General features: G+C 47.1%; 14 protein-coding genes. 13 read left to right on the forward strand and 1 reads right to left on the reverse strand.

The genetic code is table 11. The features are described 5' to 3' along the window. Positions 1-96: 96 nt before the first annotated feature. The 10 genes from nusB (at position 97) to spo0A (ending at position 9,650) form a co-directional block, all read left to right on the forward strand. On the forward strand, positions 97-498 hold the full coding sequence (gene nusB / locus KNQ05_RS08955; protein ID WP_239456902.1) for a transcription antitermination factor NusB: 402 nt from the start codon (positions 97-99) through the stop codon (positions 496-498). 65 nt (positions 499-563) lie between these two features. Beyond that, entirely contained in the window at positions 564-1,397 is an 834-nt protein-coding gene (folD, locus tag KNQ05_RS08960) for a bifunctional methylenetetrahydrofolate dehydrogenase/methenyltetrahydrofolate cyclohydrolase FolD (RefSeq protein ID WP_088836611.1), read from the forward strand. Further along, on the forward strand, positions 1,394-2,713 hold the full coding sequence (xseA, locus tag KNQ05_RS08965) for an exodeoxyribonuclease VII large subunit (protein WP_088836612.1): 1,320 nt from the start codon (positions 1,394-1,396) through the stop codon (positions 2,711-2,713). The genes folD and xseA overlap by 4 nt, the downstream gene beginning before the upstream one ends. A gap of 1 nt (position 2,714) precedes the next feature. Then, a complete protein-coding gene (locus KNQ05_RS08970) occupies positions 2,715-2,936 on the forward strand; it encodes an exodeoxyribonuclease VII small subunit (protein ID WP_029333071.1) in 222 nt (73 codons plus the stop codon). Beyond that, positions 2,933-3,802, forward strand: coding sequence for a polyprenyl synthetase family protein (locus KNQ05_RS08975; protein WP_088836613.1), 870 nt, complete (start codon positions 2,933-2,935; stop codon positions 3,800-3,802). Before KNQ05_RS08970 ends, KNQ05_RS08975 begins: the two co-directional genes overlap by 4 nt. Positions 3,803-3,921: 119 nt before the next feature. After that, positions 3,922-5,808, forward strand: a complete 1,887-nt coding sequence (gene dxs, locus KNQ05_RS08980) for a 1-deoxy-D-xylulose-5-phosphate synthase (RefSeq protein ID WP_029333073.1) — start codon at positions 3,922-3,924, stop codon at positions 5,806-5,808. 6 nt (positions 5,809-5,814) lie between these two features. Beyond that, positions 5,815-6,621, forward strand: coding sequence for a TlyA family RNA methyltransferase (locus KNQ05_RS08985; RefSeq protein WP_088836614.1), 807 nt, complete (start codon positions 5,815-5,817; stop codon positions 6,619-6,621). Between the two features lie 143 nt (positions 6,622-6,764). Next, positions 6,765-7,214: a transcriptional regulator AhrC/ArgR gene (ahrC, locus tag KNQ05_RS08990; protein ID WP_088836615.1), complete on the forward strand. Its 450-nt coding sequence runs from the start codon at positions 6,765-6,767 to the stop codon at positions 7,212-7,214. Positions 7,215-7,226: 12 nt separating this feature from the next. Next, the gene (recN, locus tag KNQ05_RS08995; RefSeq protein WP_088836616.1) at positions 7,227-8,933 is read left to right on the forward strand and encodes a DNA repair protein RecN; all 1,707 of its coding nucleotides are present in this window, start codon (positions 7,227-7,229) and stop codon (positions 8,931-8,933) included. Between the two features lie 3 nt (positions 8,934-8,936). Then, positions 8,937-9,650 carry a sporulation transcription factor Spo0A gene (gene spo0A / locus KNQ05_RS09000; RefSeq protein WP_029333077.1) on the forward strand — a complete coding sequence of 238 codons (714 nt, stop codon included), beginning with the start codon at positions 8,937-8,939 and terminating at the stop codon, positions 9,648-9,650. A gap of 783 nt (positions 9,651-10,433) precedes the next feature. Here spo0A and KNQ05_RS09005 read toward each other — a convergent pair. Further along, on the reverse strand, positions 10,434-10,688 hold the full coding sequence (locus KNQ05_RS09005) for a DUF2627 family protein (protein ID WP_029333078.1): 255 nt from the start codon (positions 10,686-10,688) through the stop codon (positions 10,434-10,436). 121 nt (positions 10,689-10,809) lie between these two features. Here KNQ05_RS09005 and KNQ05_RS09010 point away from each other — a divergent pair, with 121 nt between their 5' ends. The 3 genes from KNQ05_RS09010 to KNQ05_RS09020 all read left to right on the forward strand — a co-directional run bounded on the left by KNQ05_RS09010 (position 10,810) and on the right by KNQ05_RS09020 (position 14,668). Then, complete coding sequence (locus KNQ05_RS09010) at positions 10,810-12,465, forward strand: sigma-54 interaction domain-containing protein (RefSeq protein WP_214765375.1); 1,656 nt, start codon at positions 10,810-10,812, stop codon at positions 12,463-12,465. A gap of 144 nt (positions 12,466-12,609) precedes the next feature. Next, positions 12,610-13,530: a phosphate butyryltransferase gene (yqiS, locus tag KNQ05_RS09015; RefSeq protein ID WP_088836619.1), complete on the forward strand. Its 921-nt coding sequence runs from the start codon at positions 12,610-12,612 to the stop codon at positions 13,528-13,530. Positions 13,531-13,543: 13 nt separating this feature from the next. Further along, on the forward strand, positions 13,544-14,668 hold the full coding sequence (locus KNQ05_RS09020) for a Leu/Phe/Val dehydrogenase (protein WP_088836620.1): 1,125 nt from the start codon (positions 13,544-13,546) through the stop codon (positions 14,666-14,668). Positions 14,669-14,681 lie beyond the last annotated feature (13 nt).

Here is a 14,681-nt window from a genome sequence, read left to right on the forward strand (position 1 = left end):
ACTCCCGTCTTTTTGGCGTTCACTATGTTTTTTAAAAGGGGAATGTGCTAAACTAATTGATTGAGAACGACAAAAAAAGGAGCACGTGAAATCATGATGAAACGACACATGGCACGCGAACTCGCAGTACAATCTTTGTTCCAAATGGAACTTTCTGACTTGTCTGCACAAGAGGCCATTGAATTCGCAGTAGAAGGCAAAGAATATGATACATTTGTAGAGCAATTAGTAGTTGGTGTAGAGACGAACAAGGATGAGATTGATCAACATTTACGGGCAGCGCTCGTCAACTGGTCATTTGAGCGTCTTGGTAACATCGAACGGACGATTCTTCGTCTTGCCGTCTATGAATTGATGTTCGAACCGAAAATTCCAATCCGCGTTACAATCAACGAAGCAATCGAATTAACAAAAGCGTTCGCAGACGAAGAAGCAACGAAAATCGTCAATGGTGTGCTTGGTAAGGTCGCACAACAAGCAGTCAAAGAAAATTCATAAGTAGATAAAGATAACCTTTTTCAAGGTGCAGAGTGAAACGAATTTTTTGGGGGAGTGGACAAATCATGGCAGTAGTAATCGATGGGAAAGAAATCGCAAAATCGTATCGTTTGAAGCTGAAAGAAGAAGTCGCACGTCTGAAAGAACAACGTATTCAACCGAAATTGACCGTTGTATTAATCGGTGAAGACCCAGCAAGCCAATCGTATGTCCGCGGGAAAGAAAAAGCGGCACAAGAAATTGGCATGGAGTCGGATTTGATTCGTTTACCGGCAGAGACATCAGAATCGGAGTTACTCCAGTTGATTGAACGACTAAACGCAGACGCGAGTGTCCACGGAATTCTCGTTCAACTGCCGCTGCCGGAACAAATCGACGAGAGTAAAGTCATCTTCGCTATTTCACCGGACAAAGACGTCGATGGGTTCCATCCGGTCTCAGTCGGGAAAATGATGATCGGTGAACCAACGTTCTTACCATGTACCCCAAATGGAATTCTGCACCTCGTCAAAGAAATGAATGTTCCGATCCAAGGCAGCCACGTCGTCGTCGTCGGTCGGAGTCAAATCGTCGGCAAACCGGTCGGGATGTTATTTTTAAATGAATCCGCGACAGTCAGCTACTGCCACTCGAAGACGGCAAACCTTTCTGAGATGACGCGTCAAGCGGATATCTTGATTGTCGCTGTTGGTGTCCCAAAATTGATTACGGCAGATATGGTCAAGCCGGATGCTGTCGTCATCGATGTCGGTGTCAACCGTGTTGACGGTAAACTTGTCGGGGACGTCGAATTTGATTCGGTCAAAGAGGTCGCCTCGATGATCACACCCGTTCCTGGCGGTGTCGGTCCGATGACGATCACGATGTTGCTCCATAATACAATCGAGGCAGCACGATGAATGACCCACTTCAAGTTTCCGAGCTCGTTGGGTATGTGAAACGTGAACTTGAAAGTGATTCGCTGTTACAGCAAGTGCAGGTGGTGGGAGAAGTGTCGAACTTTAAACGACACTCTTCCGGTCACCTTTATTTTACGTTGAAGGACGACCAGTCACGGATGAAGGCGGTCATGTTCGCACGTGACGCAAGTCGCCTGAAATCACCGATCAAAGACGGGATGCGTGTCGTCATGACGGCGCGGTTATCCGTGTATCTCGCTTCCGGCGAGATGCAACTCTACGTCGAGCGGATGACGGAAGATGGCGTCGGCGCCCTGTATGAAGCTTTCGTCCGCTTGAAAGAACAACTCGAAGAACGTGGGTGGTTCGATCCAGCGTTAAAAAAAGTGCTCCCGGCGTTTCCGCAACGTGTCGGAATCATCACATCACCAAAAGGTGCGGCACTTCACGATATCGCGACGACACTACGAAGACGGTATCCGCAAGCGGCAATCGTCTTCGCCCCAGTGCTCGTTCAAGGGAAAGAGGCGGCACCGCAAATTACTCGTGCCATCGAACAGATGAATGCGCGTCAGGCGTGTGACGTGTTAATCATTGGTCGCGGTGGCGGCTCGATCGAAGAACTTTGGGCGTTCAATGAAATGAACGTCGTTACGGCGATTTATGAGTCGCAGATCCCGATTGTTTCTGCAGTCGGTCATGAAACGGACTTTACTATCAGTGACTTCGTCGCGGATGTCCGGGCAGCGACACCGACTGCTGCAGCCGAACTCGTAACACCAGAGGCGGCCGAACTGGAAAAACGAGTCGGTGAACTGAGTCGACGTTTGACACGAAACTATGACTATTTCGTCAAGAGCCGACGGGAACAAGTAACCCGGCTTGCAATGAGTTATGGATTAAAGTCTCCCCGCGTTTTGCTTGGATTAAAACAGGAGCGCCTTGACCGGGCCGATATGAACTTGAATCGGATCGGAAAACAACTCATTTTAACGAAACAGCAAGGCGTGTTAAACCTATCGAACCGTTTAGCACGGATTCCGGTTCGGGAGCGTCTTGAAGAGCAGTCGCGTGAAGTTGAGCGGATGCGTAAACAGTTGGAACGGATTCGCCCGTACATGAAGATGAAGCATGAGCGATTGCACCAAATGGTGGCACGCCTTGACTCGGTTAGTCCGACCCGTGTCTTATTACGTGGTTATACGTATGTCGAACAAAACGGAGAGGTCGTTCGATCGGTAAAACAAGTGACGGATGACGCCTTCCGGATTCAGTTTCATGACGGAAGTATTCTAGCGAAACGAGAGGATGAGTGAGATGGACACGGAACAATCATTTGAAGCGGCGTTAGAACGCTTAGAAGAAATCGTCGAATTGCTTGAAGAAGGGGAAGCCCCACTTGAGCAAGCGATGACGTTGTATGAGGAAGGTGTAAAACTGACTGCTCTTTGCCAGGGGAAACTATCGACAGCTGAAAAGAAACTCGATTTAATCTTGGAACAAGATGGAACGTTACGTGAAAAAGGGGGAGCACAATGATTGCCTTGATGGAATGGAAAGCTCAAGTCGAGCGTGCGCTCGAATCATTTATGACCCGACTCGATGCACCAGAACAATTACGTGCTTCGATGCGCTATTCACTCGATGCTGGAGGGAAGCGTGTCCGCCCGGCGTTGATTTATGCTGTCCTTGATGCATACGGTGTCTCGCGGACAACAGGGGACGCGACGGCAGCAGCGCTTGAGATGATTCATACATATTCTTTAATCCATGACGATTTACCAGCAATGGACGATGATGACATGCGTCGTGGGCGTAAGACGAACCATATCGAGTTTGACGAAGCAACAGCGATTTTAGCAGGCGATGCGTTGTTGACGAATGCCTTTACCTGTTTACTCGAGACGGACGCGTCGGCAGACGTCAAGATTCAATTGCTCGAGCGTCTCGCCATGGCAGCTGGAGCGGCCGGGATGGTCGGTGGACAGCTTGACGATATGCTCGGTGAACGTGGTGGCATTGATGACGTCGAGGCTCTTGAATCGATTCATCGGCGCAAGACGGGGGCATTACTCGTGTTTGCTGTTGAGGCAGGAGGAATTCTTGCTGGAGCAAACGAAGATGATGTAGTCCACTTACAACGTTACGGACGTCATCTTGGAATCGCCTTCCAAATTCAAGATGATATTTTAGATGTAACGGGAGATGCTGAAAAGATTGGTAAGCCGGTCGGGAGTGACGAAGGAAACGACAAAGCGACCTATCCGAAACTACTTGGTCTAGAGGGTGCGAAGACGGCTCTTGCGGCACAAGTACAAGCTGCTGAGGAAGCGATTGATGCGTTATCGGTCGAAGCGACGACACTTAAGGACTTGCTCGACTTCGTCGTCAAGCGTGACCATTGAGATCGACGACGCCTGGCGTCGTCTTTTTTATGTGCCAGTTATGTGGCGTTCATTAGATTGTTCTAGTACAATGTAGGGTACAAACGATATAAGAATGTAAGGAAAAGAGGCGGTAAGGTATGAAGTTGACAGAAATACAGGATCCGTCATTTTTAAAGCGTATGTCAGTCTCAGAACTCGATGTGTTCGCAGGCGACATCCGACGCTTTTTGATTGAAGAATTGGCTACGACGGGTGGTCACTTAGCACCGAATCTAGGTGTCGTCGAATTGACATTAGCACTTCACCGAGAATTTGATAGTCCGAACGATAAATTTGTTTGGGATGTCGGTCACCAGGCATACGTGCATAAAATCTTGACGGGACGTGCGGGACAGTTTGATACGTTACGCAAACACAAAGGATTATGCGGATTCCCGAAACGAAATGAAAGCATTCATGACGTCTGGGAAACTGGGCATAGTTCGACCTCGTTGTCGGCAGCGATGGGTATTGCCGTCTCAAACGAGTTAAAAGGAAATGACGACCGCGCGATTGCGATCATCGGAGATGGTGCATTGACTGGTGGAATGGCACTTGAAGCTTTAAACCACATCGGTGCGGAACAACAAAATGTCATCGTCATCCTTAATGATAACGAGATGTCGATTGCACCGAACGTCGGTGCGATGCATCAGATGTTAGGTCGTATTCGTTCTTCACGTAAAGTCCGTTATGCGCAAGATGAACTTGAGACATTAATCAAGAAAATCCCGCTGATCGGTGGAAGTCTTGAAAAAGGTAGTGAAAAACTAAAAGAAGCCGTCAAAGGCGCACTTGTTCCAGGAATGTTCTTTGAAGAACTCGGTTTTAACTACTACGGTCCAGTCGATGGACATGACTTGACGGATTTGATTGAACAGTTGAATTACGTCAAAAAAGAGCAAGGTCCGGTCCTGCTTCATGTCATCACGAAAAAAGGAAAAGGGTATCGCCCAGCTGAATATGATGGAGTTGGAACCTGGCACGGTCTCGGACCATACAAGATGGAGTCTGGTGAAGTCATCAAAGGTAAATCGAAAGCGCCGAGTTATTCATTCACGGTCGCGAATACGTTGACGAAGATGGCACGAGATGATGAAAAATTAACATTGATTACACCGGCAATGAGCGTCGGTTCAAAACTCGATTGCTTTGAGAAGGAGTTCCCAAACCGAATGTTTGATGTCGGGATTGCGGAACAACATGCCGTCACGTTCGCGGCGGGTCAAGCGACGCAAGGGATGAAACCCGTCGTTTCCATTTATTCGACCTTCTTCCAGCGAGCTTACGATCAACTCGTCCACGATGTCGCGCGTCAAAATCTTGACGTGACGTTTACGATTGACCGGTCAGGTCTTGTCGGAGCAGACGGAGAAACACACCAAGGCGTCTTCGATATCGCGTTCATGCGCCACGTTCCGAATATCCGGATCGTCATGGCGAAAGACGAGAACGAACTGCAACATTTACTTTATTCGGCTGTGAAGTATGAAGGACCAATTGCTGTCCGTTTCCCAAGAGGGGAAGGAATCGGTGTAACGATGGATGAGACGTTACACGAAATTTCGCTCGATACATGGGAAGTCGAACGTGAAGGAACGGATGTTGCAATCATGGCATTCGGACCACAAGTCCAAGATGCGTTGAAAATCGCAGATCTGCTCGAGGGAGAACTGTCTGTTCGTGTCATCAATGCGCGGACAATCAAGCCACTCGACGGGAAGATGTTGGATGCACTGTATGCGGAAGGTATTCCACTCGTCACGCTGGAGGAAGCAGTCTTAAAAGGCGGCTTCGGTTCTGCAGTTCTTGAACATGCGAATGAGCAGGAAGCGTTCCCGCGCGTCAAACGATTCGGTATTCCAGATTGGTATATCGAGCACGGTGGCGTCAACGAGCTACTTGAAGAAATCGGATTATTGCCTGGACAAATCGCGGAAGAAGTACGTGCTTTTGTCAATCAAGGAAAGAAACAGAGTGTGTAACGATTAATGGAAAATGTTAAAAAAATCCGCCTCGACGTGTTACTCGTCGAGCGCGGTTTATGCGAAACACGTGAAAAAGCGAAGCGGACGATCATGGCCGGGCTCGTCTTCAGTGGAACGGAACGATTAGAGAAGGCAGGAGAAAAAGTGAAGTCCGACATCGACTTGGCCGTTAAAGGACAAGTGATGCCATACGTCGGGCGCGGTGGTTTTAAGATGGAGAAGGCACTTGAGGTCTTTGACATCGACGTGACGGACCGGACAGGGCTCGATATCGGTTCATCAACAGGTGGTTTTACGGACTGTGCCCTTCAAAATGGTGCGGCACATATGTACGCCCTCGATGTTGGATCAAATCAACTCGATTGGAAACTTCGGTCAGATCCTCGTGTGACGGCGATGGAGAAAACGAATTTCCGTCATGCGACACGAGACATGTTTCCCGTTCAGCCAAGTTTCGCGACAATCGATGTCTCCTTTATTTCACTTCGTCTCATCATTCCACCACTGAAAACGATTTTAGCTGAGGAGGGCGACGTCATTGCCCTCGTCAAACCACAGTTTGAAGCGGGACGGGACGATGTCGGGAAAAAAGGAATCGTTCGGGATGAACGTGTTCACGGACGAGTTCTTGAGGAGATGGTCGAATTCTTCATTCGTGAAGGGTTCCATGTGAAGCAACTTGATTTTTCACCGATTACAGGTGGTGAAGGAAATATCGAGTTTCTCTTACATGCGCAGCTGACAACACCCGGCATGGAAACAATCGTTGACCCAGCGGATACGGTTCGTCTGGCACATCAAGCGTTGTAAAAAAAGAAAACTATCATGGAAGCAGACTTCGTCATGTTGGAGTCTGCTTCTTTTTTCGACCCGTACGAAAAATGGCAAACGTGGACTTTTCATGATTTATTGGATTACAATAGTAACAGCGAAGAATATAGCGAGGTGCAAGGATGACAAAGGGGCAACGGTTGATTAAGATTCGGGAAATCATTACGCAATCTGAAATCGAGACTCAAGATGAATTGGTCGAAGAACTTCGGAATGCTGGATACAAAGTGACGCAAGCGACTGTATCGCGAGACATTAAGGAGCTACATCTTGTAAAGGTGCCGTTAAACGATGGCCGTTATAAGTATAGTTTGCCTGCCGATCAGCGTTTTAATCCATTAGGGAAATTACGCCGTTTACTAGGTGATAGCTTTATTTCGATTGATTTTGCTCAAAATTTGATTGTCATGCATGTCTTACCGGGTAACGCCAATGCAATCGGTGTCCTACTCGATCACTTAGGCTGGTCGGAACTGCTCGGGACGGTTTGTGGCGATGATACGATTTTAATGATTGCTCGAAGTGAAGATACAGCAAAAGAAGTGACGGAACGAATTTTAGGGATGCTTTAAGGAGTTGACAAGATGTTAGCTGAATTATCGATCAAACAATTCGCGATCATTGACCAGCTGCAGATTCATTTCAAAAAAGGAATGACTGTCTTGACTGGAGAAACGGGTGCTGGTAAATCCATCGTCCTCGATGCAATCGGTTTATTGATTGGCGGACGGGGTTCTGCTGAATTTGTTCGTTACGGCGAAGATAAGGCGGAACTCGAAGGACTGTTCATGATTGAGGACGGGCATATGGTCTACACATTAGCTGAGGAATATGGCATCGACGTCGAAGATGGATCCATCATTTTACGCCGAGACTTATTTGCTTCTGGTAAAAGTGTTTGTCGTGTCAATAATAAGCTCGTCACGCTGACGATTTTACGTGAGTTCGGTCGTGTGCTCGTGGACCTCCATGGTCAACATGAACACCAACACTTGATGGAAAATATGTACCACCAATCGATTCTTGATGATTTTGGTCATGAGACGATTTCCCCGCGTCTGCACGAGTATCAAAAAAAGTTCGGGCTGTACGAGGAAAAACGGATAGCATTACAATCACTGGCACAGAGTGAGCAGGAACTTGCCCAACGGATTGATTTATTATCATTTCAGACAGAAGAAATCACGAGTGCGAACCTTCGTCAAGGAGAAGAAGATGAACTGTTGGGTGAACGGAACCGACTCGCGAACTTCGAAAAGCTGCACGATTCGTTAAAAGCCGCCTACGATGCACTTCATGATGAAATGCGCGGGATTGATTCAGTTGGGGATGCGATGCGGGAGCTTCAACAAGCATCGAGCATCGATGATCAGTTCGCGAATCAAAGTGATGCCATCGCGAGCGCTTTTTACGGTCTTGAAGAAGTCGGGTACGCGATTCGTGATCAACTTGAGACATTAGAGTTTGATTCGAACCGGTTAGACGAAATTGAACAGCGTTTATCTGTTTTCCAACAGCTGAAGCGGAAATATGGTGCGACAATCGAGGAAGTCATCGCCTATGGTGAAAAAATTGGGATTGAGCTTGATACGATGACGAATCGTGATGAACGCATTGAAAAGCTAAAGGCAGAAGTCGAGTTGCTTGAAAGTGAGCTGTTTGAGATTGGCAATAAGCTATCGAAGGCACGCCGAAAAGCGGCACAGTTGCTTGGCGAGGCGATTCATTTAGAACTGCGTGAACTCTACATGGAAAAAGCACGGTTCGAAATTCGGTTCATGCAAGATGGAAAAACGCCGGCCTTACGAAAAAATGGAATCGATCAAATTGAATTTTATATCATGACCAATGCGGGTGAACCGTTTAAATCGCTCGGGAAAGTCGCTTCCGGAGGGGAGCTATCTCGGATCATGCTCGGACTCAAGTCAATCTTCTCGCGTTCGCTCGGCGTCGCATCAATTATTTTTGATGAAGTCGATACGGGGGTATCGGGACGGGTCGCGCAAGCAATGGCGGAGAAAATCTATCGTCTATCGATTGAAGGACAAGTGCTCTGTATTACACACTTGCCGCAAGTCGCCTCGATGGCGGATCAGCATCTCTATATTCGTAAAGTCGAAGAGACGGACCGGACGACGACACAGGTCAACGTATTGACGGAAGCAGACCGTGGAAATGAGCTTGGACGGATGATTTCCGGAACACATATGACGGACTTGACGCTTCGTCATGCGGAAGAATTGATGGACCAAGCAATGAGTATGAAGGAATCGCTTAAAAATGGGGTGTAAGGATTGATTAGAGTCGGGATCGCAGATGACAACCGAGAGATGGTCGAATTGATTCGCCAGCATCTCGCTACTCAAGAGGATATGGAAGTCGTATGTGTCGCATATGATGGGGAGAAGTGTCTTGAGAAATTAAAAGAAGTCGAGACCGATGTGTTGTTGCTAGACATCATCATGCCGCACCTGGATGGATTAGGGGTCCTCGAAGAATTGATGAAACAAAAAAATAATCCGGCTGTCATCATGTTGAGTGCCTTCGGTAAAGATGAGGTATCACAACAGGCAGTGACGTTAGGTGCTGCTTATTTCTTGTTGAAACCGTTCAGCATGAATCAGTTAGTCAACAAAATTCGCCTTGTGACGAACAATAATCCAACGATTCAACCGGAAACGATGGATTCGAAAATAGCGACCGTTTTACGAGAAGTCGGGATTGCGCCGCATATTAAAGGATTTACTTATTTAAAAGATGCGGTTGGGCTCGTTTTAGAACGTGAAGAACTGCTCGGATTAATCACAAAAGAGTTATATCCGACGATTGCCCGCACCCATAAAACGACATCTTCCCGTGTGGAACGGGCGATGCGCCATGCCATCAAATCGGCCTGGAAAGAAGGGATGAGTGATCATACCTTGTTCACAGGACGGATTGAGCAAGAAAAGAGTCCGAAAAACTCGGAGTTCATCTCGTACGTCTCAAATTATATGAAACCGTCTTGAAATTAACCACTCGATCCGTGAGATCGAGTGGTTTTTACTGTGAATCAAAATGATTTTTGCTAGAAAGAGTACCTTGTAAAGCTGATAGCTCGTCCGTGAGAACGAAGAGGGGGAGATGTGAGAGGCGCGAGTGACGAAGTAATAAAAGAAATTATTTATATTTATTAGAATATTCAACAAAAAAATATTGCATAAACTGAAATGTTTGTTATAATAAAGGTACCAAATCATTTGGAAAGACGTCAGATGAACGTCGAGTCGAATCGGTTTCCGGAGAACCCATTCTACAAGCCTCATCTCAGGACGCTACCTGTAAATAGCTCAAGAATGATGGACAACATTCTCTTGATAGATGTTTTATCAAGACCTTTCGTATCATTTCTAGATGAGAATCTCGAAGTGATAGGGACTTCCATGATTTCAAAGCAAGGGGAAAGTGGAAGGTAACGTAAATGTCCGAGATACAAGTACAGTTCGTGAAAAGGAGTGTTGTCTAGCAGTGATTGTTAGCAACCGAAAGTGTTACTGCTCGAAGCGGATGACATTAAGCTTCACCTAGGTCCAAGTACAGTCAGATAATGGAGTAGTATCACCATTCTATCGATCGCTCGATAGCCAGATCTGATTTCTTTCAACCTCTTCATTAAGAGGACAACCTATGGTATTGAAGTACACGAATAGTTCTACTATGAGAGGAGTTCATCCGTACGTGAATCCAACTTTATATGAGTAAAAGGTCCCGCGCTTGAAATGAGTTCAAGAGATGGGGACCTTTTTCTGTGTTCACTTTTTTTGATACCGTTCGGAGACTTTTCCACGTTTCTTATCACGATAAAAAACATACCCTGCGACAAAACCAATCCCACCCATCGCTAAGGCGAGTCCGACAACCCCCTGTAAAACATATACATAGGCCGAGTCCCCAAGGTATGCAAACGGGAACTGGGCAATTAAAAAGACACTGTCACGCATAAGTTTGATTCCGATGGCTCCAATGATGCCAGGAATCAATAAAGTTAGTAGTCCGATGATTCGCATAGAAGTGACCCCTTTCCAAGCGTATTGTATCAAAAATCAGGTAAGACTGCGAATCGGGTTTGCCCTCTTGTTTTATTATAGGTAGGATAAAGATGTAAGCAGTTTCAAAGGGGGAATAACGATGCACCATCTTCTGATTGTTGGTGCCGGACAAGGCGGGACGGAAGTGCTACATGCCTTCCAACGTTCACCGCTCTTGACGGTCATCGGAGTCGTTGATTCAAATGAACAAGCACCAGGTCTTCAGCTGGCAAGACGCGGAGAAATTCGTGTTGAGACATCTTGGACGGCCTTTGAAGGAACGACGGTCGACTTCATCATCGATGCGACGGGAAAACGTGGCGTATTCGAACAGTTGATTCAATTCTTTCCCGAAGCAGCCGTTCTGCCGGGGGAATTCGTACGTGTTCTGATTGAACGGCTGACGGAAAAAGAACGAATGCTTGAAGCCATCATCCATTGTACAAGTGAGGCAATTTCGGTTGCCGATCAAGACGGTCAAACGATGTTAATCAATCCGGCCTATACACGAATGACGGGGTACAGTGGACAGGACGTCATCGGTAAACCAGCAAGCGCTGACATCGGGATGCAGGAGTCGGTTCACCTGCGCGTCCTTGAGACGGGTGAAAGTGTTCGTGATGCGCGGATGAAGATTGGTCACGATCGACGTGATATCATCGTCAATGCGGAACCGGTCGTCGTGGATGGGCAAGTTCGGGGGTCGGTTGGTGTCATTCGTGATATTTCTGAAATGAAGGCGCTCGCGAAAGAATTGAAAGCGGCACGTCAAAAAATTCGGACACTCGAGGCGAAATATACGTTTGACGATATCATCGCTGAAAGTGAAGCGATGCGTTTCGTCGTCGATCAAGCAAAGCTTGCTGCAACGATGCCGGTTAATGTCTTGATTCGGGGAGAGTCAGGAACAGGCAAAGAATTGTTTGCGCATGCGATTCACGCTGCGAGTGAGCGGCGATACGAACAGCTTGTCCGTGTTAACTGTGCAGCAATCGCTCCAAGTCTGTTAGAGAGTGAGCTGTTTGGTTATGAAGAAGGAGCGTTCTCGGGAGCGCGCCGTGGTGGAAAGCGTGGTTATTTTGAAGAGGCGCATGGCGGATCACTTTTTCTTGATGAAATTGGAGAACTGCCGCTCGATGTACAAGTGAAGTTATTACGGGTCTTACAAGAAAATGAAGTCGTTCGCGTCGGTGGGACGAAATCGGTACCGGTCGATGTAAGAATCATTGCAGCGACAAATGCGAACCTGGAGCAAAAAATCATTACCGGTGAGTTTCGCGAAGATCTTTACTACCGGATCAATCGACTTCCGATTCACATACCAGCCTTGCGTGAACGCCCGGATGATCTTTTGCCGCTATCAACGCACTTGCTACGGAAGTTAAATCAAAGTTATGGCCGGTCCGTCGCCCGGATTTCGGAAGATGCACTGGAAGTGATTCGAAAGCAGGAGTGGAAAGGAAATGTCCGTGAGCTTGAGAATGTCATCGGTCGTGCGTTAATCTTTACGGACAAGACGGAAGATGTTTTACGAAAAGGCCACCTCCAGCTCGATTATCCGGTCGCTAAAAAACAAGTTGAACGTCCTAAAAAAGAAATTAAGCATCTGTCTGACGAGATGTCTTATGTCGAGGAACGTTTGATTCGCGAAGCTCTCGAGGCTTTTGATGGCAATAAAACAGAAGCCGCAAAACAACTCGGCATTTCCTTGCGTGCTTTGTATTATAAAGTGGAACGATTTAATATTTATCAATAATTTGCAGTTTTTTGCGTGCAACATATTGCATTAAATGCAATTAAATGCAAAATTAAGAAAGGGTTCATGCCGAAAAGAGAGCGTTTTCATATTGGCACGAAAATTGCTATTAAATAATTGAATGACAGGTTAGGGGGAAACAAAGTGAAGTTTGATCAAATGCTAAAACAAGCTGCTCAGCTTGAGGATTCAATCGTTGCGATTGCTTCCGCGGATGACGAAGAAGTCATGGATGCCGTCGCACTTGCGATTGAACATGATTTAGCTCGCTTTCATTTATTTGGGGATGCGACCCGGATTCAACAGATGATCCATGCGCGTGGATTGTCAGAGTCGCAATTTGTGATCACACACACTGCGACTGCTCAAGAGGCAGCAGAACGTGCAGCTTACGCTGTACGTAAAGGGGATGCGAGCGTCTTGATGAAAGGACTTGTTCCGACAGCAACGTTCATGAAAGCCGTTCTGAACAAAGAGATGGGATTACGTTCGGGGAACGTCTTATCTCATGTCGCATTGTTTGAAGTAGCAGGTCGCGAATCGGCAATTGGTTTGACGGACGCTGCAATCCATATCGCACCGACGCTTGAAGATAAGGTCCACATCATTGAAAACGGGGTATCGGCACTTCGCGCAATCGGCTATACACTTCCGAAAGTAGCCGTCCTCGCAGCAGTCGAGGTCGTTAATCCGACAATGCAGGCGACGATCGACGCCGCCTTATTGACACAGATGAACCGCCGCGGTCAAATCAAGGATTGTCTTGTCGATGGACCACTTGCGCTTGATAACGCCGTCAATCTAGACGCAGCCAAACAAAAAGGACTGACAGGTGACGTTGCGGGGGCAGCAGATCTTCTTGTCGTGCCACAAATTGAAGTCGGGAACGTCATTTATAAATCACTGATGTATTTCGCACATGCTTCAGTCGCGGCGATTTTAGTTGGAGCGAAAGCACCCGTCGTATTGACAAGTCGGGCAGATACGGCAGAAGCGAAACTCTATTCATTAGCCTTTGCTTTACTTAATGCGCAACAAACGAAAAAAATCAAACAAACAATCTGAGGAGGAACTTAAAATGGTTGAAACAAATGTAGAAACACGCTTTAGTATCTTTGAAACAATGGAAATGGAAGATTATGAACAAGTCGTGTTCTGTCATGATAAAGTTTCGGGGTTAAAAGCCATCATCGCCATCCACGATACGACGCTCGGTCCAGCGCTTGGCGGTCTTCGTATGTGGAACTATGCATCTGACGAGGAAGCATTAGTTGATGCTCTTCGTTTATCAAAAGGGATGACGTATAAAAATGCAGCAGCGGGACTAAACCTCGGTGGCGGGAAAGCCGTCATCATCGGTGATGCGAAAACACAAAAATCAGAAGCCTTGTTCCGTGCATTCGGCCGTTATGTCCAGTCATTGAACGGGCGTTACATCACAGCGGAGGATGTCAATACGACGGTCGCTGACATGGATTATATTCACATGGAAACAGATTTCGTGACAGGTGTCAGTCCAGCCTTCGGTTCAAGCGGAAACCCGTCACCGGTCACAGCGTACGGTGTTTACCGTGGGATGAAAGCAGCAGCCAAAGAAGTCTACGGAACAGATTCGCTTGGTGGAAAAACAATTGCCATCCAAGGTGTCGGGAACGTGGCATTCAATCTTTGCCGTCATCTCCATGAAGAAGGAGCAAAATTAATCGTCACGGACATCAATCAAGATGCCTTACGTCGTGCGGAAGAAGCATTCGGTGCTTTAATTGTCGGACCAGATGAAATTTACAGCGTTGACGCCGATATCTTCGCACCATGTGCGCTTGGGGCAACATTGAACGACGAAACGATTCCTCAACTGAAAGTCAAAGTCATCGCCGGTGCGGCAAACAACCAGCTGAAAGAAGATCGCCACGGTGACATGCTCGAAGAACGCGGTATTCTGTACGCGCCAGACTTCGTCATCAATGCAGGTGGTGTCATCAACGTCGCGGACGAACTGGATGGATACAACCGTGACCGGGCAATGAAAAAAGTTGAACTTGTGTATGACGCTGTCGCAAAAGTCATCGAGATTTCAAAACGTGACCACTTGCCGACGTATCGTGCAGCTGAAAAAATGGCAGAAGAGCGGATTGCGACGATGCGCAGTGCACGCAGTCAATTCTTACGTCGTGATAAAAATATCTTAGGGTCACGCGGATAAGAGGAGGATTCAG

The organism is Exiguobacterium sp. s125 (assembly GCF_018618605.1).
Taxonomy (GTDB): domain Bacteria; phylum Bacillota; class Bacilli; order Exiguobacteriales; family Exiguobacteriaceae; genus Exiguobacterium_A; species Exiguobacterium_A oxidotolerans.

Bases quoted from the DNA above. Each gene is read 5' to 3' on its own strand.
- KNQ05_RS09020 (WP_088836620.1), top strand. From the start codon at position 13,544: ATGGTTGAAACAAATGTAGAAACACGCTTTAGTATCTTTGAAACAATG.
- xseA (WP_088836612.1), top strand. From the start codon at position 1,394: ATGAATGACCCACTTCAAGTTTCCGAGCTCGTTGGGTATGTGAAACGT.
- nusB (WP_239456902.1), top strand. From the start codon at position 97: ATGAAACGACACATGGCACGCGAACTCGCAGTACAATCTTTGTTCCAA.
- ahrC (WP_088836615.1), top strand. From the start codon at position 6,765: ATGACAAAGGGGCAACGGTTGATTAAGATTCGGGAAATCATTACGCAA.
- KNQ05_RS09010 (WP_214765375.1), top strand. From the start codon at position 10,810: ATGCACCATCTTCTGATTGTTGGTGCCGGACAAGGCGGGACGGAAGTG.
- KNQ05_RS09005 (WP_029333078.1), bottom strand. From the start codon at position 10,688: ATGCGAATCATCGGACTACTAACTTTATTGATTCCTGGCATCATTGGA.
- recN (WP_088836616.1), top strand. From the start codon at position 7,227: ATGTTAGCTGAATTATCGATCAAACAATTCGCGATCATTGACCAGCTG.
- KNQ05_RS08985 (WP_088836614.1), top strand. From the start codon at position 5,815: ATGGAAAATGTTAAAAAAATCCGCCTCGACGTGTTACTCGTCGAGCGC.
- KNQ05_RS08970 (WP_029333071.1), top strand. From the start codon at position 2,715: ATGGACACGGAACAATCATTTGAAGCGGCGTTAGAACGCTTAGAAGAA.
- folD (WP_088836611.1), top strand. From the start codon at position 564: ATGGCAGTAGTAATCGATGGGAAAGAAATCGCAAAATCGTATCGTTTG.
- dxs (WP_029333073.1), top strand. From the start codon at position 3,922: ATGAAGTTGACAGAAATACAGGATCCGTCATTTTTAAAGCGTATGTCA.
- KNQ05_RS08975 (WP_088836613.1), top strand. From the start codon at position 2,933: ATGATTGCCTTGATGGAATGGAAAGCTCAAGTCGAGCGTGCGCTCGAA.